The sequence below is a fragment of the Bradyrhizobium sp. dw_411 genome, assembly GCF_018449695.1.
Lineage (GTDB): Bacteria > Pseudomonadota > Alphaproteobacteria > Rhizobiales > Xanthobacteraceae > Bradyrhizobium.
This window is the reverse complement of record NZ_JAAVUY010000003.1, coordinates 90931-111485: the sequence shown is the minus strand read 5'-3', so window position 1 is coordinate 111485 and position 20555 is coordinate 90931. Positions and strand designations below refer to the sequence as shown.

General features: G+C 59.7%; 20 protein-coding genes. 13 read left to right on the top strand and 7 right to left on the bottom strand.

What is annotated here, in order from left to right; translation table 11 throughout:
* The first annotated feature begins 359 nt into the window (after window positions 1-359).
* The 5 genes from HB676_RS05590 to HB676_RS05570 all read left to right on the top strand — a co-directional run bounded on the left by HB676_RS05590 (window position 360) and on the right by HB676_RS05570 (window position 5972).
* Window positions 360-1616, top strand: coding sequence for an MFS transporter (locus HB676_RS05590; protein ID WP_213736706.1), 1257 nt, complete (start codon window positions 360-362; stop codon window positions 1614-1616).
* On the top strand, window positions 1613-2257 hold the full coding sequence (locus tag HB676_RS05585; RefSeq protein WP_213736705.1) for an urea carboxylase-associated family protein: 645 nt from the start codon (window positions 1613-1615) through the stop codon (window positions 2255-2257). The genes HB676_RS05590 and HB676_RS05585 overlap by 4 nt, the downstream gene beginning before the upstream one ends.
* Window positions 2258-2481: 224 nt before the next feature.
* On the top strand, window positions 2482-4155 hold the full coding sequence (locus tag HB676_RS05580) for a PQQ-dependent dehydrogenase, methanol/ethanol family (protein ID WP_213736704.1): 1674 nt from the start codon (window positions 2482-2484) through the stop codon (window positions 4153-4155).
* Window positions 4156-4284: 129 nt separating this feature from the next.
* Window positions 4285-4611, top strand: coding sequence for a cytochrome c (locus HB676_RS05575; RefSeq protein ID WP_213736703.1), 327 nt, complete (start codon window positions 4285-4287; stop codon window positions 4609-4611).
* Between the two features lie 209 nt (window positions 4612-4820).
* Window positions 4821-5972, top strand: coding sequence for an acyltransferase (locus HB676_RS05570; RefSeq protein ID WP_213736702.1), 1152 nt, complete (start codon window positions 4821-4823; stop codon window positions 5970-5972).
* Between the two features lie 112 nt (window positions 5973-6084).
* Here HB676_RS05570 and HB676_RS05565 read toward each other — a convergent pair whose 3' ends face one another.
* The 3 genes from HB676_RS05565 to HB676_RS05555 form a co-directional block, all read right to left on the bottom strand.
* A complete protein-coding gene (locus tag HB676_RS05565) occupies window positions 6085-6579 on the bottom strand; it encodes a DUF302 domain-containing protein (protein WP_213736701.1) in 495 nt (164 codons plus the stop codon).
* 48 nt (window positions 6580-6627) lie between these two features.
* Window positions 6628-7503: an alpha/beta hydrolase gene (locus tag HB676_RS05560; RefSeq protein ID WP_213736700.1), complete on the bottom strand. Its 876-nt coding sequence runs from the start codon at window positions 7501-7503 to the stop codon at window positions 6628-6630.
* 153 nt (window positions 7504-7656) lie between these two features.
* A complete protein-coding gene (locus HB676_RS05555) occupies window positions 7657-8427 on the bottom strand; it encodes an alpha/beta hydrolase (RefSeq protein ID WP_213736699.1) in 771 nt (256 codons plus the stop codon).
* Between the two features lie 214 nt (window positions 8428-8641).
* Between HB676_RS05555 and HB676_RS05550 the strand changes: the two genes are divergently transcribed.
* Window positions 8642-9604: an AraC family transcriptional regulator gene (locus tag HB676_RS05550; RefSeq protein ID WP_213737005.1), complete on the top strand. Its 963-nt coding sequence runs from the start codon at window positions 8642-8644 to the stop codon at window positions 9602-9604.
* Window positions 9605-9860: 256 nt separating this feature from the next.
* Here the strand turns inward: HB676_RS05550 and HB676_RS05545 are convergent, their stop codons facing one another.
* The 3 genes from HB676_RS05545 to HB676_RS05535 are packed head-to-tail and all read right to left on the bottom strand — an operon-like array spanning window position 9861 to window position 11702.
* Window positions 9861-10664: a substrate-binding domain-containing protein gene (locus HB676_RS05545; RefSeq protein ID WP_346347263.1), complete on the bottom strand. Its 804-nt coding sequence runs from the start codon at window positions 10662-10664 to the stop codon at window positions 9861-9863.
* Window positions 10665-10684: 20 nt separating this feature from the next.
* The gene (locus HB676_RS05540) at window positions 10685-11344 is read right to left on the bottom strand and encodes an ABC transporter permease (protein ID WP_213736697.1); all 660 of its coding nucleotides are present in this window, start codon (window positions 11342-11344) and stop codon (window positions 10685-10687) included.
* Window positions 11345-11378: 34 nt separating this feature from the next.
* Window positions 11379-11702: a hypothetical protein gene (locus HB676_RS05535; protein WP_213736696.1), complete on the bottom strand. Its 324-nt coding sequence runs from the start codon at window positions 11700-11702 to the stop codon at window positions 11379-11381.
* Between the two features lie 246 nt (window positions 11703-11948).
* Between HB676_RS05535 and HB676_RS05530 the strand changes: the two genes are divergently transcribed.
* The 7 genes from HB676_RS05530 (at window position 11949) to HB676_RS05500 (ending at window position 19836) form a co-directional block, all read left to right on the top strand.
* Window positions 11949-12977 carry an ABC transporter substrate-binding protein gene (locus HB676_RS05530; protein ID WP_213736695.1) on the top strand — a complete coding sequence of 343 codons (1029 nt, stop codon included), beginning with the start codon at window positions 11949-11951 and terminating at the stop codon, window positions 12975-12977.
* A complete protein-coding gene (locus HB676_RS05525) occupies window positions 12974-13807 on the top strand; it encodes an ABC transporter ATP-binding protein (RefSeq protein WP_213736694.1) in 834 nt (277 codons plus the stop codon). Before HB676_RS05530 ends, HB676_RS05525 begins: the two co-directional genes overlap by 4 nt.
* Window positions 13804-14595: an ABC transporter permease gene (locus tag HB676_RS05520; protein WP_213736693.1), complete on the top strand. Its 792-nt coding sequence runs from the start codon at window positions 13804-13806 to the stop codon at window positions 14593-14595. The genes HB676_RS05525 and HB676_RS05520 overlap by 4 nt, the downstream gene beginning before the upstream one ends.
* A gap of 14 nt (window positions 14596-14609) precedes the next feature.
* Window positions 14610-15740 carry an LLM class flavin-dependent oxidoreductase gene (locus HB676_RS05515; RefSeq protein ID WP_213736692.1) on the top strand — a complete coding sequence of 377 codons (1131 nt, stop codon included), beginning with the start codon at window positions 14610-14612 and terminating at the stop codon, window positions 15738-15740.
* Between the two features lie 854 nt (window positions 15741-16594).
* Window positions 16595-17587: a methylmalonyl Co-A mutase-associated GTPase MeaB gene (gene meaB / locus HB676_RS05510; RefSeq protein WP_213736691.1), complete on the top strand. Its 993-nt coding sequence runs from the start codon at window positions 16595-16597 to the stop codon at window positions 17585-17587.
* Between the two features lies 1 nt (window position 17588).
* Window positions 17589-18239 carry a pyroglutamyl-peptidase I gene (locus tag HB676_RS05505; RefSeq protein WP_213736690.1) on the top strand — a complete coding sequence of 217 codons (651 nt, stop codon included), beginning with the start codon at window positions 17589-17591 and terminating at the stop codon, window positions 18237-18239.
* A gap of 232 nt (window positions 18240-18471) precedes the next feature.
* Window positions 18472-19836 carry a TIGR03808 family TAT-translocated repetitive protein gene (locus HB676_RS05500; protein WP_213736689.1) on the top strand — a complete coding sequence of 455 codons (1365 nt, stop codon included), beginning with the start codon at window positions 18472-18474 and terminating at the stop codon, window positions 19834-19836.
* Between the two features lie 30 nt (window positions 19837-19866).
* Here the strand turns inward: HB676_RS05500 and HB676_RS05495 are convergent, their stop codons facing one another.
* Window positions 19867-20388, bottom strand: coding sequence for a TIGR03809 family protein (locus HB676_RS05495; RefSeq protein ID WP_213736688.1), 522 nt, complete (start codon window positions 20386-20388; stop codon window positions 19867-19869).
* Window positions 20389-20555 lie beyond the last annotated feature (167 nt).

Here is a 20555-nt window from a genome sequence, read left to right as displayed (position 1 = left end):
TCATGGCCGGGCTTGTCCCGGCCATCCACGTCTTGAGTATCGCAAGAAAGGACGTGGATGCCCGGGACAAGCCCGGGCACGACGAGATTAGGGAGAAGGCCCTAACTCCATAGTCCTAATTCCATGCTTCTTTTTGCAATCCGCCTCTCAAGCCTGCCATGCAGATAAAGTGTAGACGATTTTGCCGAATTGCGAAGGCCATGTGCAATCGCCGACCAAAATGAGGTCAATGCGCAAAACAAAAAAGCATTGTGCTGGTTTTGGCGATTCCCGGCGTAAACCTGCACGTTGACCTTGAAAGCAACCGTACAATACGTTGCCACTTCATCCAGAAAATTTGGATCAAGGGGCATCGTTATATGACAAGCGCTGACATTACGGCTGTTGACGCCGGTGAAAGTCTCACGCGGCGGCAGTGGAATGTGCTCGGCATCACGATGCTGTTTTGGCTGTTCGATGGCTACGAGACATTTGCATTATTGCTGACCATCGGGCCATCGCTGCACGACCTGTTGCCGGCCAGCGAATTGTCGACGCTGCCGCGCGTCGCGGCCTATCTGATTTCGATCACGCTGTTCGGCTGGGCGGTCGGCGGTGTGCTCGGCGGCTTCATCGGCGATCGCTTCGGCCGGCGCCGGACCATGATCTGGGCCGTGGTGCTCTACAGCATTTTCACCGGCACCAGCGCGCTGGCGCCGACGTGGCAATGGCTCGCCTTCACCCGCTTCCTCACCGGCGTCGGCATCGGCGCCGAATGGGGCGTCGGCACCTCGCTGCTGCAGGAAATCTGGCCCGAGCGGCTGCGCACCAAAGGCGCCGGCATTCTGCAGGCAGCATTTTCCGGCGGGTTCGTCATCGCCTCGGTGCTGTGGCTGGTGCTGGGCGGCTCGTTCGGCGCCTCATGGCGCTGGATGTATGCGGTCGGCATCGTGCCCGCGCTGTTCGTCGCTTTTCTGGCGCGGGCGATCCCCGAATCCGAGCGCTGGACCAAGGTGAACCATTCCATGGCAGCGATCGGGAGCGCCCTGCGCGCTAACGCCCGCAACCTCGTCGTCGCGATCATCGTCTCGATCTCGATCACGGTCGGCTTCTGGGCGATCTCGTCGTGGGTGCCGACCTACGCGGCGACGCTCGCCTCCGATCCGAAAAGCGGCGTGTATTATGCCGGCATGGCCGGCCTGCTCTATGCCATCGGCGAAATCTTCGGCTGCATCGGTTTCGGCCTGCTTTCCGATATCTGGGGCCGCCGCGGCACGCTGGCGTTCTACCTGGCCGGTTCGATCGCGATCACACCGATCGTGTTCCTCTGGGTGCGCGATCCGCAAATCGTGGTGCTGCTGCAGCTCGTCAATGGCTTCCTCACCGGCGGTCTGTACGGCTGGTTCGCGGTGCATCCCCCGGAAATGTTTCCGACCAGCATCCGCTCGACGGCGATCAGCCTGATCTTCAATTCGGCGCGTTTCCTGGCGATGTTCGGCCCGATCATCGCATCGAGCCTGATTGCTTTCTTCGGCGGGTACGGTCCGGCGGCGACCACCCTTGCCAGCGTCTTTGCAGTCGGGTTAATCGCGTTGTTCTTCCTGCCCGAAACCAAAGGAAAGCCGCTTCCGTCATGACCAACGCTACCCATGTCAAGGCTACTCATGTGCTCAAACCGGGCGAACTGGTAACGCTGCCGCCCGCCGGCAATATCAGCTTCGAAATCGAGACCGGTCAGCGGCTCCGCCTGGCCCAGCCTGAAGGCGAGCAGGTCGCGGACCTGATCTCGTTTAATCGTGACGATGCGCGCGAATTGCTGTCGATGCATTCGAGCCGCGCGGTGAACCTGAACTGGAAGCTCACGGCGCCGCACACGCTCTATACCAACCGCACCCGCGAAATGTGGAAGATCGAGGAGGACCTCACCGCCGAGAATTACTGCGGCGGCGGCTATTGCAGCGAGCATCTCAACGTCGCCCGCTACGGGGAGCCCGGAACCAGCGCACCGAATTGTCAGTCCAACCTCGAGGCCGCCATCCGCGGCTATGGCATGGACCGCTGGAGCTTCAATATCGATGCCTGTTTCAACGTCTTCATGACCGTCGCGTACGACGAGAACGGCGTCTGGGAAATCCGCCCGCCCAAAGGCAAGCCGGGCGACTACATCACCATGCAGGCGCTGATGCCGCAGATCGTGGCCATTTCGAATTGCCCGATCCTGTTCAACTCCTGCAACAACTTCAAGCTGAAGCCGCTGACGCTTGAAATCCTCGCTTAGGGCCGCGCCGCGTCGCCCGGGCCATCATTGCCATGATCGCAATGATGGTTCGGGACATCAGAGTGCACCAAGAATGACTGGCCGAACTCTGCGTTTGGCGCATGGCCGCACGAAAAATCCCGGCCTATATCGGGCTCGACAGGCGTTGGCGTTGCGCTAACCTCCCGCACAAGGGCGTGGCGGCGGCCAAAAGGCCGCACGACCGTCGTCACGGGAGGGTGCTCATGAAGACGGTAACGGCTGCGGCCGTGATGGTACTGCTTGCGGGTGCGGCATCGGCGCAGACGCTCGACGATCTCAAGAACGACGGCAAGAACCCCGACAACGTGCTGACCTACGGCATGGGCTATAGCCTCAACCGCTATAGCCCGCTGAAACAAATCGACAAGGCGACGGTCAAACGCCTGGTGCCGGTCTGGAATCTCAGCCTCGACAACCCCTGGGGCGAGCAGGCGCAGCCGCTGGTGCTCGACGGCGTCATGTATGTCACCAACGCCAGGGCAACCGTGGCGATCGATGTCGGCACCGGCAAGCAGATCTGGAAAACCCCGGTCGACTGGTTGCCGGAAACGCCGCGCATCGTGTGCTGCGGCGTCTCCAACAAGGGTGCCGCGATCCTCAACGGCAAACTCTACCGCACCACGCTCGATGCCCATGTCATCGCGCTCGACATGAAGACCGGCAAGGAGATCTGGAACGAAAAGGCGGCCGAATGGAAGGAAGGCTATTCCATGACGGTCGCGCCGCTGATCGCCAACAACGTGTTGATCACCGGCATCTCCGGCGCGGAGTTCGGCATTCGCGGCTTCATAGACGGCTGGGACCCGGAAACCGGCAAGCATTTGTGGCGCCGCTATACGATCCCGGCGCGCGGTGAATCCGGCAACGAGACCTGGCCGCAGGACACCGACGCCTGGAAGACCGGCGGCGGCTCGAGCTGGATCACCGGCTCCTACGATCCCGACCTCGACCTCACCTATTGGGGCACCGGCAATCCGGCGCCCTGGGCCTCGCAATCGCGGCCCGGCGATAACCTTTACACCGCCTCGGTGCTGGCGATGCGGCCGAAGACCGGCGAGATCGTCTGGCACTACCAGTTCACGCCCAACGACCAATACGACTATGACGGCAACTGGGAAATGATCCTCGGCGAGCTCAACGTCGCCGGCGCCAAGCGCAAGGTGCTGATGCAGCTCAACCGCAACGGCTTCCTCTATGTGATCGACCGCGCCAGCGGCCAATTGGTTTCCGCCAAGCCGTTCGAGCGGGTGAACTGGGCAAGCGGCATCGACATGGAAAGCGGACGCCCGATCGAGACTGACGTTGCTAGGAAACTGCGCGCCGGCGAGCAGATCGAGCTGTGGCCGACGCAGCGCGGCGCCAAGAACTGGCCGCATGCGGCGTTCAACCCCGAAACCGGTCTCCTCTATGCCAACACCATGCATTCGGCTCGGTTGTTCAAGCATCTGCCGACCGGACCTTACGTGCAGGGACAGCGTTTCATGTTCGTGGAAAATCTGCCGGCCAAGCAGCCCGAGGGCGAGCCGGTAGGCCATGTCGACGCGATCGATCCGCTGACCGCCAAACAAGTATGGCGCGCGCCGCTGTGGGATCATCCGCAATGGTCGGCGATCGTGGCGACCGGCGGCGGATTGCTGTTCACCGGCAAGGAAACCGGCGAATTTGTCGCCATCGACGCGGCCGACGGCAAGACGCTCTGGCAGTTCCAGACCGGCTCCGGCATCAACGCGCAGCCGATCACCTACACCTACAAGGGCCGGCAATATGTAACGGTTTTGTCGGGCATCGGCGGCGTGTATTGGAACCAGGCGCGCGAGGCGCTCAAGAGCGTGCCACCCGGCGGCTCGGTCTGGACCTTCGCCCTGATGCCGGATTGAAGACCCGGGCTTCCGCCTCCTCCCACCTGATGGTGAGGAGGCGGAGTTCAAACATGGACAACACCACACGCGACCCGTCTTTCGACAAGCGCGGGCGACTTTCCACGGAATGAGGTTGAGCAAGGTTTCATGACAGGACTGACGACAGGCATAAGTCTCGCGGCCGCCGTTGCGCTGTGGAGCGCGACAGCCGCCGCCCAAAGCCAAAACTTTCCGCCACAGCAGATCGCCACCGGCGCCGAAATCTTCGCCCGCAATTGTTCGCCCTGTCATGGGCCGCGGATGCAGGACCCGGAAAGTGCGTTCGATCTGCGCACGTTTCCGCCCGGCGAGCACGACCGCTTCGTGCGTTCGGTGACCAACGGCAAGAACCAGATGCCGCCGTGGGGCGACCTCCTGAAGGGCAACGATATCGAGGCTCTGTGGGCCTATGTCACCGTGGGCGAGAAAAAATAAGCGCCTACGACCGGCACCCTGGATATATCGTCCCTTGCGACATTTATGGTTAGCCATTTGCTAACGTAGAACGCCCGTTAAAATCCGAGATTTACTTTTGTCTTCTTCCAGCAAAGCTGTTGGAAAGCATTTTGTGTTGTCCTGAGACACGGGTGCTCCTGACGCGCTCTTCCGCATCAAGGTCAGATCGACGACCTCAAGTGAAGACGATGACCGAAAAGCCCGCGCCACCGGCAACCAAAAAATTGTTAGGATTGGAAGCGCTTCGTTTCGCGGCGGCGTTTGGCGTGTTGATCTACCACTACCAGCACTTCGCCTACCTCGCGGACCAGCCTGCCGACGTCCTCACAAGCAACCTGCCGCTTTATGGCATGCTGCATCTATTCTACGAAGCAGGAACAGACGGCGTCTGGATATTCTGGTGCACCAGCGGCTTCATTTTCTTCTGGAAGTATCGAGACGCCATTTTCGATCGATCGATGCAAGGCTGGACGTTTTTTGTATTCCGCCTATCGCGATTGTACCCACTCCACTTCGCTACCTTGTTGGTCGTCGCGATATTGCAATCGGTGTATTTCCACTCTCATGGGTATTTCTTCGTCTATCAGAACAACGATGTCCGGCATTTCTTTCTGCAGATCTTCATGGCCAGCGAATGGGGCCTCGAACGCGGTGTCAGCTTTAACGGACCGATTTGGTCGATCTCGGTCGAAGTCCTAGTCTACGCTATTTTCTTCCTGATGTTGCGGTTTGTAACAAAATCCGCACTCTTGAATGTGGTTGTTATTACGGTTTGCCTGAATTTCAGTGGGCAGATATTCGCTTGTCTCGCATTTTTTTATGCCGGTGGCCTCGCCGCCATTGTTCGGCGATCTATCGCAAGCACCAGTCGTGTAGCCACTATCGAGCGTACTGCCTGGTCGGCGATGGCCGCTATTTTGTTGCTGATTTTTTGGTTGCAGCCGCCAATCAGCGATTCGCTTTTCTTACTGATATTCACGCCGCTGCTCCTGTTCTGCCTGAGCCGCGACATTGCCGTTTCCGCATTCATTCAAGCCCTGCTGGAGGCCGCCGGAAACATGACCTATTCCAGCTATCTCCTGCAATTTCCAATTCAGCTCCTGATTGCCTCAGCATACGCAATATCCGGAAATCCGATCCCGTTCTATAGCGACTGGTTTTTCGTGATCTTCGTGACGTCAACCTTCACGGCGTCGTATTTCACGTATCGCTATTTTGAGGCGCCCGCGCAGGCTGTGCTACGTAAGCATCTTTTGACGAAGCGAGAACGGCACGCACCCGCTGAAAGAGACCTTTTGTCGCGCACGCTGACCTCGAAAATCGGCACAACCGGCGATTAAACAGCAGCGGAGCGGATGTGGTCGGCGAACTGTCGATCACATAAATTCGGAGTTTCCGAAATTATGTTAACGATTCAGTAGAAACAGGAATATTTTGAACGATCAGGACATTCTAGCCTGCACATTCGCGCAGCAAGGTTGTGATTTTCGTGTCGAGATTTCGGGCGACGGCAAGGGCTTCCGGGCTGCCATAATGCAGCAGATAACTCTCCATTTTGTCATAAGAGACGTGGACACCATCCGGACGCTCATCGATTAGCACGGTGACCGGAGCGTAAGAGCCGGCATCGGGCACATGCTTGACCATTTCTTTCATGATGAGTGGATTGCCCACCACCAATCGTATGATCCTGGGCGTATTGGATCCGGTTTCGCGACGCAGAATGTCGCCGAGGTCGAATTCCGCGAAGAGCATAAGGTCCGTTCGGCCAAGACCGCTCCGTACAACGCGCTCCAGATCCGGGAAGGATTTTGCGGCCCTCGTTGTCCGGAAAAACTCGACGATGTCGGGTTGCCCGACCGCCGACTTGATCGCGGCCACCACAGCATCGAATGGTTTCAGGCTCGTGAGGCTGAAACGCTCCACCTCGACTTTAGCGATTGTCATTTGTCCTCCGTCATAACTCTCATGAATAAAGTGCCTCTGATAGCGTCGTCATGCAGCCGCGGGCTGTGCATCCAGGAAGGTCCGGACGTGACTGACGAATATCTCGTGGTGCTGAAACAGGGCGCCGTGCCCCGAATCCGGATAAAGCTCCAGCTGAGCGTTGCTTAACTCCTTGAACATGGCGTAGGCGTTGTTCGCGGGCAGCATGGTGTCATCGCTGCCGCTGACCACAAGTGTGGGCTGGCGGATGGCGTGTAGAAAGGCGTGCCCGGGGTCAGGTGTGGCGCACCAGGTGATCAGCGCCTTGGCTTGCGGATCGGTCACGGCGCTGCCGTTATCGGTGTCCCGATCGTCTTTACGCACCTTCGCCCGCTTCAGGAACGCCAGGCCCGATGACTGGCTTGCAGACGACTTCGTGAAGAACAGCGGCAAACGAGGGTCCGGCGCATCGGTATCGGAAAATGCCTCCTGGAGAACCGCTAACAGGTGCTCCTCTCCGCCTTTCGGCGCGGTGCCGACGAGGATGAGCTTGCGGACCAGCCGTCCGTGCTCGGCGGCGATCTGCTGGGCGATGCAGCCGCCGAGGGAAAAGCCCAGCAGGTCGACTTCGGAAAGGCCAAGCAGGTTGATGAAGGCGACTGCGTCTCGCGCCATCGCTGCGATATTGTCCGGCGTTTGACCGGTCGAGCGGCCGACCCCGGCGTTGTCGAATGCGATTACCGGGCGATCGGTGGCGAGGGCGTTGACCACGGCAGGATCCCACGCATCGATGTTGCCCGAGAAGTGCTGCAGGAGAACCAGCGGCGTTCCGGTTGGGGGGCCGAGGCGGCGATAGGCAAAGCGGATTCCCCCGCCTTCGATGTAACGGGTCGGCGCCGTTTCGAGCGTGGCGGCGTCCTGGCTCGCGATGTCGAGTTCAGTCATGTCATCCTCTGATGCTTGGTATGAAAAAAATCGATTTGGAGGATCGGTCCGTCCAGAGTCTCGGCTGGTTTGGATCATGCGCGGTCCGATGCGTGCCATATTCCCTTGAGAGGCGTGGGCGCTCCCGGCACGAAAGTGCCGGGAGCGGTCTTGTCACTTCACAAGCGAGGCCTTTTCAATCGTCTCGGCGACCTGCTTCGCATGAACGACGAGCGACGCATGGCTGCCGGCGACTTCCGTTATCTGCGCCTTCATACGGGCGGCAAAAAACTTCTGGGCCTCGGGTGCGATCACTTTGTCTTTTGTGCTGATCACGTAGAACGTCGGCTTGTCCTGCCAGGCCGCAACGTCGACCGGGGCTTCGAACGCAACGTGATTCAACGGAAGCTGCGAGTTGGCGAGGTGCTCAGCGATCTCAGGAGGAAGGTCGGCCGCAACGGCTGACGGAAACACTTTGGGATCGATGTACAGATTGCCCTTCGCGTCAGGATGGATCGCGTTGCCGCCTTCGGTCGGCGGACCGTTCTTGGCGAGTGTCGCCAGAGACTGGCCGACCTCGGGCGCGAAGGCGGAAACATAAACCAGCGCCGAGACCTTGGGATCGTTGCCGGCTTGCGTGATCACCACGCCGCCCCAGGAGTGGCCGACCAGAACGGTCCTGCCGTCCTGCTTTGCGAGCGCCTGTTTGGTAGCATCGACGTCAGCGGCGAGCGAAGTGAGCGGATTTTCAACGAGCGTGACGTTGTAGCCTTTCTTCGTGAGAATATCGGCAACGGGCTGCCAGCTCGTCTGGTCCACGAAAGCGCCGTGCACGAGCACAATGTTGTGGGCTGCTCCCTTGGGCAGTTCGGCGGACTGGACGGCGCCGGCCAATGTCGTTCCGGCCAAAAGCGCGGTGGCGGCTGAGAGGAGGATATTTCGCATTGATGGTTCCTGTTGGCATGTCGGACGAAACAGTCCGGGGGAATAGACAGGCGTTTCCAGCAAGGTCGCGGTTCATCCATCTGCCGTTGGCGAGATGGTTGCCGCACGTGATGTCGGCCCGCCGCGACATGACCTATTCCGCGGACCTCTCGGACGATAGAGATCAATCGTCCGGATGTTGTGTCCGATCGTCCACCGGTCTAATCTTGGCGGCATGGATATCCTCGCCCAGGTGCTCGATCGCGTACGTCTCGGCGGGACGCTGCTGTTTCACTTCGAACTCGGCCATCCCTGGCATCTTGAGTTGCCGGCGCGCCCCTACGCTCTGTTTCACTATCTCAGCCAGGGCTCAGCGACCCTCGCACTCGGGCAGGGACCGGAAATCCAGATGACTGAGGGCGATTTTGTCGTGATCACGCGCGGCGAGCCCCACGTATTTTATTCGGATCGCCGGGCCAAGCCTTTGCGGATTATGGATATCGATCGATCCTCACCGCGTCTTGGCGTCGTTCGTCACGGCAGCCGTGCAAAGCAGCCCTCGACCATGATCTGCGGAAATTTCACGGTGTCACGGCCGATGTTTGGCAGCGTGCTGGAGCTACTTCCGCCCGTGCTTCTGCTGAAGCCGACGGGGGACGGTGGTTGGCGTGAAGCAATCCTGCGCCGCATGGTCAGCGAGTCCGCGCTCAAGCGTCCTGGCCAACTCGTCGCGCTATCGCGTCTGACGGAAGTGCTCTTTGTCGAGGTACTCCGAAGCTGGATCGCGTCTCTCAGTCCCGGACAGGGCGGCTGGCTCGGGGCCATTTCCGACCCGCATATCGGACCGGCGCTCAAGCTGATTCACGAAAACCCGGAGCGGCCCTGGACCCTGAGCGATCTTGGCCAGCGCGTGGGGCTCGGCCGCTCGGTATTTTCGGCGCGCTTTAGCAAGCTCGTCGGCCAGTCCATGCACCGTTATGTCATCGAACGCCGGATGGCGGAAGCGGCGTTCCTGCTGGAAACCAGCGATGAGCCCATCGCACGGATTGCCAGCCGGGTCGGTTACGAAACAGCGGCGGCGTTTTCGAAGCTGTTTGTTCGATATCACGGCCTATCGCCTGGCCGGTACCGAACAGCTCGACGCTCCAACAGCGGCGAAAGGCACGGGGACGTTCAGGAAGCAGAAGTCGCCGACTAGGCTTGGTGGAAGCTGAAGTTCGTGCCGTTTTGCCATTCTGTGTCACCTGCTCTCCCTTAGCGATCTCGTCTCGAGCCCGCCTGTTGTCCGCTCATGGGACCCGACGCGGACATGGGAAGTCGAACCGTCAAATGAGAAAAGCGGCCCGGCACGAGCCGTAAGTCACGCGCCGAGCCTGACCGAACGAGGTCAGGGCTACTGAGCGTCAATTCGGCCGGGCCAAGAATAGGTATTCGCCCCAAAACTTGAAAGTAGTTTACTTTGGCGAGGCAGACGAAGGATTGAACAATTTTTGTCCGTTCATCTGATATTCCCCGATAGCCTTCTGCCCCTCGGGCGAAACCAGCCAATCAGCGAAGACCTTCGCAGCGGCGAGCTTTGAATCTGCATGCTTCTGCGGACTTAACTCGATTACGTCGTATCGATTGAGTAAGCGCGGGTCGCCCTCGATAACGACGATCAACGATCCCTTGTTGTTGAAACTGAGCCAGGTCCCACGGTCGGTCAGCGTATAGGCGTCCATCGCGCTCGCCGCGTTGAGGGCCTGGCCCATGCCGCCGCCAATGTCGCGATACCATTTTTCCCTATTGAGCTGATCCGGCGTCCGACCGGCGATCTTCCAAAGGCGCAATTCCGCCGCGTTGGTACCGCTCTTGTCGCCGCGCGAAACGAACGGTGCTTGCGTTGCTGCAATAGATTTCAATGCCGCTACACTGTCGCTGCCGCCCTTGACCTGCGCTGGGTCGGCGGACGGTCCCACAATAACGAAGTCATTCCATGAAATTTGCCGGCGGGTCGAGCCATGCCCCTCGTCCATGAATTGTTGTTCGGCCTCTGGATCATGAACGAGCAGCAAGTCAGCGTCGCCCCGTCGGGCGGTGTCTATCGCCTTGCCCGTACCCTGCGCCACCACGTTGACCGTGATGCCGGTCTTGGCGGTGAATTGCGGGAGAATATTCGCCAATAGTCCGGACGCTTCAACTGACGTTGTCGAAGCCAGCACGATGGATTGCTCCGCCGCCGAGCTCGCATTGATAGCGATCACCGCCGCAAGCGTCAAAATAGATCTGATAATCCTGATCATACTTCGTCACTTCCTGCCGTTCGTGCCCGACCTGCTAAAGCAAAGACCGTCGCACTGATTGAAATGCTGATTCCGACCAATACCGCACCAAGCGTCAAAGCCAGCGATAGATCGCCCTGGCTCGTCTGCAGTGCAATGGTCGTCGTCATCGTTCTGGTCAAGCCGCGAATATTACCACCGACCAGGATCACCGCGCCGACTTCCGAGACGGTACGGCCAAAGCCAGCCAAGACAGCCGTTATAAGGTCCGCCTGGATGATCATGAGAACTTGCGGCACGGCCTGCAACCGTGTCGCACCATCGCTGATCAGTTCGTCTCCGTATCGTGCCCAGGCCCGTTCGCTGGCGCGATGCACGAGTGCCGTGATGATGGGAATCGCAAGGATTGCCTGCGCGATCACCATCGCCGCCGGGGTGAAAAGCAACGAAAGAAAGCCCAGCGGTCCTGAACGGGAAAGGGCCAAGTATAGAATCAGCCCAATCACTACGGGCGGCAAACCGAAAAATGCGTTGATCAGGACAACCAGCGCTCGCCGTCCGCGAAACGGAAAAATCGCAAGAGCCGTACCACCCGGCAGACCGATGGCCGTGGCTATCGCCGTCGCCGCCAGGCTGACGCCAATCGAAAGTCCTACAATCTCGAGGAAATCGTGCATTTCGCCCGTGTCCGCTGTGCCATCGGCAGCATGTCTAATGGAGCAAAAGTTGCAGGCCCGCCATCGCCAGGATTGCAGCAAGTACGAAGCGCGTCACGGTCTGCGATAGCCAGCACATCCCTATCGCCGTGCCGATCATCGCGCCAGCCAAAGCCGCAATCGCGTAAGCCCAGGTCACAGGGGATGGCATCTGTCCTCTGGCCATGGCTCCAGCCAGACCGACTGCTGAGTTTGCCAAAATAAACGGTGCGGAAAGCACCGCGGTTTGCTTGGGGGATGCCCAATGCAAGGCAATCAAAATCGGGACTTCTTTTGATTCCGTCCCGCCTCCCGGGGGCGTTTCGCGATCGTCGCGCATTGAAGTTCTTCGATCAAGCTACGTTGAAGAATAAAAATCTTCATCGAAAATGTTCTTTCGCCATCAGCGATGTGTGAGCTTATTGCGCTCTGCTGTCGACGCGATCTTTAGAAAACGCGTTCATTGCATCGGTAGACACGTCTCCATATGAATCGCGGAAGGCCTCAATCAGAGAGGATATCCTGTCGTTCCCGAGTCAACTTGCGAGAGACAGGCCAATCCGTCATTCGCGGGATGAATACAGGAATGTTGAACAGAATCCTGGAAACTGTGCTTCGTGCCCTTTCCATTATTGCCGTGCTGGCATTTGGCCCGGTTGCGATCGCCGCCGATTCCGCGAATTCATCACCGGATAACTTGCGTATAATTCGATTTGGAACAGTCATTGGAATAGGCCTGCCTGGTGTCTTCGCGGCGGTCGATCAGGGCTATTTTCGAGACGAAGGACTAAAACTGGAAATTACATTTCTTGGTGGCGGTCCGGCGATTGTGAGCGCACTGGTTGGCGGCTCGCTTGATATCGTTCATTCCGACACGCTCGCATGGGTTTCGGCCGTCGCCGGCGGGCGCGATCTGGTTATGCTGGCCTCGGCACATAGCGGTCGCGGCATTTCAGGCAAGGGCGAAGGATTCGCTAACAGCCTCGTCATCAATGGCGACAGCACCATTTCAAAGCCTTCGGACCTTGCCGGGAAAGTCATCGCTGCGGCGCCTGCGCCGCTTTATCAGACCGCGTTAAAGGGCTGGCTGAAGGCAAATGGTGTTCCGATTGAATCCATCACGCTTCAGACGGCGACATCGGTGCCAGCACTCAATGGTCTTTTGAAGGCCAGGCAGGTCGACGCGATATCGAGTATCGATCCATTTACCCAGGAAGGCGAGAAACTTTATGGCACCCGGATTTTTGCGACGCCTTTCGAGGTAAGCAAGCCGACGACAGCCGTGGGAGGTCTCTTTACCACATCTGCTTTCGCCAAAGCCGATCCGAAAACAGTGGAAGGTTTTGTCCGGGCGGCCCGCAAAGGGGCGAATTATTTTCTGAAAGCCAGTTCTGCGGAACGTGCTCGCATATCGGAGGCCTACGGGCAGATGAAGCTGAGCGCCATCGCAAAAGAAGTCCCGGATATCGTCGATACCTACAATTACCAGACGCCGCTGTCGGGGCCCGTCGATCTTGAGGCCACTCAAAATTGGGTGGATCTTGCGACCCAGGTCGGCTCAATTCCAAAAAGAATCCTCATTAAGGATCATCTTTATGGAACGGCTTCCCAATGAAGCATGTTCGCGGACTTCTGGATGGTGAAGCCCGGCCTGATGACGGGCGAATTCTGGATCCACTGGGCTCTATTTTCGTCCATAACATTAGCAAGATCTACGAAAGCAGACGCGGCGCTGTGGCCGCATTGGCTCCCGTAACGTTCGATGTCGCGTCGGGAGATCTGGTTGCCATCGTAGGTCAGTCAGGGTGCGGAAAGTCGACCTTGTTGCGGATGATAGCGGGGCTGGTCAATCCGAGCGCAGGAACTATTCGAATCGGGACGCAGAAATACAAGGGCGCGCCGCCTTCTGTCCGCTATGTGTTTCAGGATTATGCGAGCAGTCTTTTTCCGTGGAAAACGGTCGACGAAAATCTTCAATTCGGAATCCGGCATTCGGCCCCCGGGGCGCAGATCGAAGACGTCGACGCCGAATGCCGTCGTTTGCGGACCCTCATCGCACTCCCGGATATCGGACAGCGTTACCCGTGGGAGCTATCCGGTGGAATGCAGCAGCGCGTTGCGATAGCGCGAGCCCTTGCGGCGCAGCCAAAGATTATCCTTCTGGACGAGGCTTTCAGTTCGGTCGATGCCCTGAGCCGTTCCAAGCTTCAAGACATGACCAGAACGCTATGGCGCCAGCTGGGCACGACAATCCTGTTCGTAACGCATGATGTCGAGGAGGCTGTGTATCTGGCCAACCGTATCCTGGTTCTGGGTCCACGAGGCGGTGGGATTATCGCCGACATTGCGAGCAATCTTCCAATGGCGCGGACGCAGATCGAAACACGCGAAAGTCTGGAATTTCTTGCGATGCGCCGCGAGCTCATCAATTTGATCCAGGCATGATGGTCAAAGCGATGCTGTACGGCTTTTTCAAAACGAAAGCGCTCGGTTGGACGGCTATTGCCGTTTTACTGGCCATTTGGCAGGCGGGCGTTTCAAGTGGTCTCGTCACCTCGCCGGAGCTGCCGGGTCCGGTTCATTTGATGGATGTCTGGTACCACGAATTACTCGATCAGACTTTGGCAACCGAGTTGATCAAGACGCTTGGCTGGACCCTGTCCGGATTTGGACTCGCCGTCATATTCGGCGTGTCCATCGGAATCGTGATGGGGTGCTCCAGGATAGCGAATGGATTGCTCGAACCGTTTGTCGAGCTTATCCGGCCAGTCCCGATTTCGGCCCTGATACCTCTCGTAATTCTGTTTGTCGGAATTGGCTTCAAGATGAAACTTTTCGTCGCGCTGCTTGGGGCTGTTTTCCCGGTGTTGATCAACACCTGGTCCGGCGTGCGGGGCGTCTCCAGCACCTTGCGCGAGACGGCGACCACATTTGGATTGAATTGGGTACAATCGGTCACGCAAGTATATTTCCCCGCCGCCTCCCCAGCCGTCTTTACGGGCCTGCGTCTCGGTCTTGCCACGGCACTCGTCATAACGGTTGTGAGCGAGATGATCGCCGGCAGCAGCGGCGTCGGATTTTATATCCTCTCAAGTCAGCAATCCCTTGGCGTTGATCAGATGTATGCCGGCCTCATTACGCTGGCGCTGGTGGGATATGGCCTCAATGCGATCTTTGTGTTGATCGAGCGTTGGACTTTGTTTTGGGCAATGCCTGATGTTCGATCCGTTTAACTGGAGAAAGTAACATGGCGAGCGAAATTCTTTGGTTCTTCAACGCGCCGGATGGGCACTATCCCTGGGAACCGGACGGCCGACGGAAGGTCGACCAATTGAAGCATTTCCGGGTATTGGCGGCAGCGATGGACGAACTGCCCTACTCCGGCGCACTGGTTGCGACGATGCGGCATGAGCCGCTAATTCTCGCAACAACGTTGGCGACGCTCACCGAGAAATTCCGGCCGCTGGTCGCTGTATATCCAGGGCTGATCTCGCCCTCGACACTCGCCAATATGGCTCTCAGCTTCGACGACCTGTTCAACAACCGACTTGTGATCAATATCATCAACTCGGAAACACCTGTCATGCGGGAATTCGGTGTTTTTCTGGAGAACGATCAGCGTTACGAAATGCATGAAGAATATTGGTCCATCTTCAAGCGGTTGGTCGCTGGCGAGATCATCGACCATGAAGGACGCTTCTTCAAGCTGGCTCAAGCGGGCAAGAGCATTCGCATTCAGCCGACCCGGCCTTCAGTGCCGCTATGGTTTTCCGGTTCGTCCGACGCAGCCATCGAGTTTGCCGGACGTCACGCCGTAAACTATCTCACATTCGCCGAGCCGCTGCATTTGGTGAAAGAGAAAATCAAGCGCGTTCGCGACGCGGCGGACCGTAACGGCCGAACTCTTCGGATCGGCCTTCGCGCCCCGCTTATTGTCAGGGAAACATCGGAAGAAGCATGGGGCGCCGCCAAGGATTTCCTCGGTCGCGCAACCTCGGCAACCCTGGCGGCCCGCGCGGAAATCGCGCGACGGGGCGGCAAAAGCGGCGGAACATCGGTCAGTGCCCAGCGATTGTCGGGTTTGATCGACAAGCGCGAACTTGAAAACCTGTTGGCGGGGAAGACGCCGGAAGATCCGAGAGTATTGCAAATAGCGCCCAACCTCTGGTCGGGTCAGACAATCCTGCAGGACGGACCGCCCACCGCACTGGTGGGATCAGTCAACGAGGTCGTGGAGCGATTGCAGGAGTACGAATCCATCGGCGTCGATACCTTCATATTTTCGGCCTATCCGCTTATCGAGCAGGCTTACTATGTCGCCGAAAAGATACTGCCTCATCTCGGCGTTCAGCCATTTCCGTTGAAAAACGTCGCTTGAGAACCAAAAGAGAATGCCATCCGTTTTTGATGGCGTGCCGCAAACGTGTCCGGCCCACTATACGTAGGCCGGACATGCTGAATGGCTTATATAAAATTTCTGATTTTCCGAATTTTTATTGACTGACCGGTAGAAACAGTAATATTGATTCCGCCGTCCCGCCTCCCAGAGGGGCGTTTCGCGATCGTCACGGACGTGAGGCGGGATGCGGTGGACGCGGATGCGCCTTTGACGAATGGCGCGTGATGCGGACGGCGAAGTCGTGTGGTCCTGACGCCTCGACGCTGGCGTCAAGTTCTCGAGAAGCAAGCTTCTCAGGAGCGACGGTGGCAAAAGAGCCCGATCACCGGGGAGAGCGCGAAGTAAGCCGTAAACCATTGCGCGGGGAATGCCGGGTGTTTTCGGTGTGACCTGACTGACGCGTGTGCTTTTTTGCTTTCGACCTTCGCACATGCGGCTGCGGGCGCACCAGGCGCCCGGTATTCCCTGCGCCCTCTGTTCTCGGAGGGTGGAAATTCTTGGCATCACTCGGGCGTATCGCGCCGCGAGAATGTGACGTTATGTCTCCACATCGTCGTCCCGGCGAAGGCCGGGACCCATAACCACAGGAACGTTGTGTTGCGCGAAAGTCCTCCAACAGCATTCTTCAATGATAGGCCGCGGCGTATGGGTCCCGGCCTTCGCCAGGACGACGTTGAGAGGGAATGCCGTCATTGCGAGGAGCGAAGCGACGAAGCAATCCATTCTTGCTTGTTGCCCGATGGATTGCTTCGCTTCGCTCGCAATGACGGTTTAGATTGGACACTCTTGTCCACCCCCCTCGCCTGCCCCGTCTCATCGCTGTAAACAGAGCCATGACCCTGCTCAAGAGTGCCACCACCGACATCAACGCCCTCGCCAAGGATCTTCGTGCCGGAAGCCGTGCGGCGCTGGCGCGGGCGATTACGCTGATCGAAAGCCGGCGCGGCGATCATCAGGCGGCGGCGCGCGATCTGGTGCAGGCACTGCTGCCCGACACCGGCAAGGCGGTTCGGGTCGGGATCACCGGCTCGCCCGGGGTCGGCAAGTCCACCACCATCGACGGGCTCGGCATGTTCCTGATCGAGCGCGGCCACAAGGTCGCGGTACTCGCGGTGGATCCTTCGTCGGCGCGCACCGGCGGCTCGATCCTCGGCGACAAGACCCGGATGGCGCGGCTCTCGGCGTCCGACAGCGCCTTCATCCGGCCCTCGCCCGCTTCCGGCACGCTCGGCGGCGTCGCCGCGAAAACCCGCGAGGCGATGCTGTTGTGCGAAGCCGCTGATTTCGACGTGGTGCTGGTGGAGACCGTCGGCATAGGGCAATCCGAGACGGCCGTCTGCGACATGACCGATTTTTTCCTGGCGCTGATGCTTCCCGGCGCCGGGGACGAGTTGCAAGGCATCAAGAAGGGGCTGGTCGAACTGGCCGACATGATCGCGGTCAACAAGGCCGATGGCGACAACATCAAGCGCGCCAATCTCGCGGCGGCCGAATATCGCGGCGCGCTGCATATCCTGAGCCCGCGCTCGGAACACTGGCAGCCACCGGTCCTGACCTATTCGGCACTGACCGGCACCGGCCTCGATGCGCTGTGGCAGAAAATCGGGGAGCATCGCACCGCGATGAATGCCAGCGGCGAATTTACTAAGCGCCGGCGGCAGCAGCAGGTGAAGTGGATGTGGTCGATGCTGGAGCAGCGCATGATGACGCGGCTGCGCTCCGAACCTGCCATCCGCGCCAAGGTGAAGAAGACCGAGTCCGAAGTGGCCGACGGCCGCATCACGCCGGCGCTGGCGGCGGAGCAGATCGCGGAATGGCTGAAGTGAGATGAGCGAAAAACTCCGTATCCTCATCACCGGCTTCGGCCCGTTTCCGGGCGCGCCGTTCAATCCGACGCAGGCGCTGGTGGCGCGGCTGTTGCGGCTGCGCCGTCCCGCGCTCGATGGCGTCGAATTGTCGGGCCACATTTTTCCGGTCACGTATCAAGCCGTCGATCGCGAATTGCCGCAGCTCCTGGCGAAATATCGCCCGCAGGCGGTTTTGATGTTCGGCCTCGCGGGCCGCACCGCGCATGTCCGGATCGAGACCCGCGCGCGCAACGCGGTCACGACCCGATGGCCGGATGCCGATCAGACACGCGCGCGCAAGGGATCGATTGCAGGCGGCGCCGACGCTGTCATGTTCGGCCCGCACACTATGAGACTGCTGCGCGCGGCCGACAGCACGGGCATCGACGCCCGCGCCTCGCGCGATGCGGGCAGTTATCTCTGCAATTATCTGAGCTGGCGCGCCATCGAGGCGACGGGTGGCGATGCCGGTCCGCGCCTCGTGGCGTTTGTGCATATTCCGCTGATCGCACGCGGCGGCGCTCCCCGACGCAAGGGCGCACCGCATCGCATCACGCTGGATGAACTGGTCGATGCCGGCGAGGCGATCCTGATGGAAATGGTGAGGCTGACGCGAAGAAAGATCACGTGATGCGCGGGCGCGGGTGGGCAAAGGCGCGCTTGCGCCGTGCCCACCATCTATCCCGTGAAACAAGTCGGTGGGCACGCTGGCGCTTTGCCCACCCTACGAAACGGATTGAACGATTAACCCTACCCCCAACAATCGCCTTGCTCCGCCCTCGCCTTCAGCACGTGCCGCGGTATTTTTGCGTTACTTCAACAAAGCGGGCGCGGTTCGCGGGACCCGCCGGGAATATGCCACCATGGACGTCAATCGCCGCCATCTGATTGGAGCTTCCGCAGCCGGTGTTGCCGGCGCGATGTCGCCTGACGCCGCGCGAGCCGCGCCGCCGACCTCCGCTCTTGGGCGCGACGTCACGCAATACGGCGTTCGCCCCGGCAGCCCGGACGATCAGACCAAGGCCCTGCAGCGCGCGATCGATGAAGCGGCGCGCGCGCAAGTCCCGCTCGCACTGCCGCCGGGTGTCTACCGCACCGGCATGCTGCGGCTGCAAAGCGGCACGCAACTGATCGGCGTGCGCGGCGCAACCCGGTTCATCTTCAATGGCGGCGCGTCGATGCTGTCGGGCGAAGGCGCCGGTAGCATCGGTCTCGACGGCATCATGTTCGACGGCAGCGGCATTCCGCTGCCGAACCGGCGCGGCCTCGTTCATTGCCTTGGCGGCCGCGATATCCGCATCGTCAATTGCGAGATCGCCGGCAGCGGCGGCAACGGCATCTGGTTCGAGAATGTATCGGGCGACATCAGCGGCAACATCATCACGGGCATCGCGGGCACGGCGATTGTCTCGTTCGACGCGCAGGGTCTGCTGGTGACGCGCAATACCATTACCGGCACCAACGACAACGGCATCGAGATCCTGCGCACCGCCATCGGCGACGACGGCACCCAGGTGCTCGACAACCGCATCGAGGACATCAAGGCCGGCCCCGGCGGGTCCGGACAATATGGCAACGCCATCAACGCGTTTCGCGCCGGCAATGTCATTGTGCGCGGCAATCGCATCCGCAATTGCGATTATTCGGCGGTGCGCGGCAATTCGGCAGCCAACATCCAGATCTCCGGCAACAGCGTCAGCGACGTGCGGGAAGTCGCACTCTATTCCGAATTTGCGTTCGAGGGCGCCGTGATCGCCAACAACACCGTGGACGGCGCGGCGCTGGGCGTGTCCGTGTGCAATTTCAATGAAGGCGGAAGCCTCGCGGTCGTGCAAGGCAACATCATCCGCAATCTCCTGCCAAAGCGGCCGATCGGCACCGCGCCGGATGACGATGCCGGCATCGGCATCTATGTCGAGGCGGACACCTCGGTGTCGGGCAATGTGATCGAAAACGCGCCTTCGTTCGGGATCGTCGCCGGCTGGGGCAAATATCTGCGCGACGTCGTGATCTCGGGCAATGTGATCCGCAAGGCCTTCGTCGGCGTCGGCGTATCGGTGACCCCGGGCGCCGGCACGGCGCTGGTCAATAACAACATGATTTCGGAAACACCGCGCGGCGCCGTGGTGGGACTCGATCACATCAGGCCGATTACGCCGGACCTGTGCGCCGAGGGCGCGCAGCGCTTCGCTCAGGTGGTAGTCGGGACCAATGCGGTGAGAAAGTAGATCCTTTGCACGCGGGAACGACGCAGCGAATTACATCGCGTTGCGCAGCAGCGGATAACGCCGCTCGATTGCGTCGATGTCGAGCAACAGTTCCATCGTATTGTCCAGAGCCGGTGCTTCCATGACCGGCGCGGCCATAACCGGTGCCGCCATGACAGGCGCGGAAGGCGCCTCATCAGAAGAGATGCGATCGATATCCGCTGATTTCACGACAATCGGCCGTGGCGATGGCTGGGTGATCGGCGCCAGCGCAGGCCGGCGCGCGGGATCGGGCATCGTCTGGCGCGGCGGCGGCGCCGGGGCCACGCGGCTGAGCCATGACATATCGATCGCCGAATTGTCGAGCGAGGCCTCGCGCGTCAACAGGTCGCGCCAGGTTTCGACGGCAGCCTTGGCCTCCCTGATATTCTCAAGAAAGGCGGTTTCGCTGTGATAACGGCGCCAGCGGCCGGTCTCGAACAATTCGGTGAGATATTCGAGCCGCTGCTCGGCGAGCGCGCACCAGCGCGCGACGATGCTGCGGCCACGCGCCACGTCCAGTCGATGTGTCATGAACCTGCCCGTAAGGAGAAAAACGGACGCCTACGCAACAGGAACGAATCAATTACGACGTGACGGAGATATTTTGTGGAAAACTCCGATTTTGTCCAGCGAACACCTCTTACAGGCGCCCTGCGCCGTCAGAAAACCGTAGTAACCCGGGGTTTTCCTGGCCATTC

Bases quoted from the DNA above. Each gene is read 5' to 3' on its own strand.
- HB676_RS05590 (WP_213736706.1), top strand. From the start codon at position 360: ATGACAAGCGCTGACATTACGGCTGTTGACGCCGGTGAAAGTCTCACG.
- HB676_RS05585 (WP_213736705.1), top strand. From the start codon at position 1,613: ATGACCAACGCTACCCATGTCAAGGCTACTCATGTGCTCAAACCGGGC.
- HB676_RS05580 (WP_213736704.1), top strand. From the start codon at position 2,482: ATGAAGACGGTAACGGCTGCGGCCGTGATGGTACTGCTTGCGGGTGCG.
- HB676_RS05575 (WP_213736703.1), top strand. From the start codon at position 4,285: ATGACAGGACTGACGACAGGCATAAGTCTCGCGGCCGCCGTTGCGCTG.
- HB676_RS05570 (WP_213736702.1), top strand. From the start codon at position 4,821: ATGACCGAAAAGCCCGCGCCACCGGCAACCAAAAAATTGTTAGGATTG.
- HB676_RS05565 (WP_213736701.1), bottom strand. From the start codon at position 6,579: ATGACAATCGCTAAAGTCGAGGTGGAGCGTTTCAGCCTCACGAGCCTG.
- HB676_RS05560 (WP_213736700.1), bottom strand. From the start codon at position 7,503: ATGACTGAACTCGACATCGCGAGCCAGGACGCCGCCACGCTCGAAACG.
- HB676_RS05555 (WP_213736699.1), bottom strand. From the start codon at position 8,427: ATGCGAAATATCCTCCTCTCAGCCGCCACCGCGCTTTTGGCCGGAACG.
- HB676_RS05550 (WP_213737005.1), top strand. From the start codon at position 8,642: ATGGATATCCTCGCCCAGGTGCTCGATCGCGTACGTCTCGGCGGGACG.
- HB676_RS05540 (WP_213736697.1), bottom strand. From the start codon at position 11,344: ATGCACGATTTCCTCGAGATTGTAGGACTTTCGATTGGCGTCAGCCTG.
- HB676_RS05535 (WP_213736696.1), bottom strand. From the start codon at position 11,702: ATGCGCGACGATCGCGAAACGCCCCCGGGAGGCGGGACGGAATCAAAA.
- HB676_RS05530 (WP_213736695.1), top strand. From the start codon at position 11,949: ATGTTGAACAGAATCCTGGAAACTGTGCTTCGTGCCCTTTCCATTATT.
- HB676_RS05525 (WP_213736694.1), top strand. From the start codon at position 12,974: ATGAAGCATGTTCGCGGACTTCTGGATGGTGAAGCCCGGCCTGATGAC.
- HB676_RS05520 (WP_213736693.1), top strand. From the start codon at position 13,804: ATGATGGTCAAAGCGATGCTGTACGGCTTTTTCAAAACGAAAGCGCTC.
- HB676_RS05515 (WP_213736692.1), top strand. From the start codon at position 14,610: ATGGCGAGCGAAATTCTTTGGTTCTTCAACGCGCCGGATGGGCACTAT.
- meaB (WP_213736691.1), top strand. From the start codon at position 16,595: ATGACCCTGCTCAAGAGTGCCACCACCGACATCAACGCCCTCGCCAAG.
- HB676_RS05505 (WP_213736690.1), top strand. From the start codon at position 17,589: ATGAGCGAAAAACTCCGTATCCTCATCACCGGCTTCGGCCCGTTTCCG.
- HB676_RS05500 (WP_213736689.1), top strand. From the start codon at position 18,472: ATGGACGTCAATCGCCGCCATCTGATTGGAGCTTCCGCAGCCGGTGTT.
- HB676_RS05495 (WP_213736688.1), bottom strand. From the start codon at position 20,388: ATGACACATCGACTGGACGTGGCGCGTGGCCGCAGCATCGTCGCGCGC.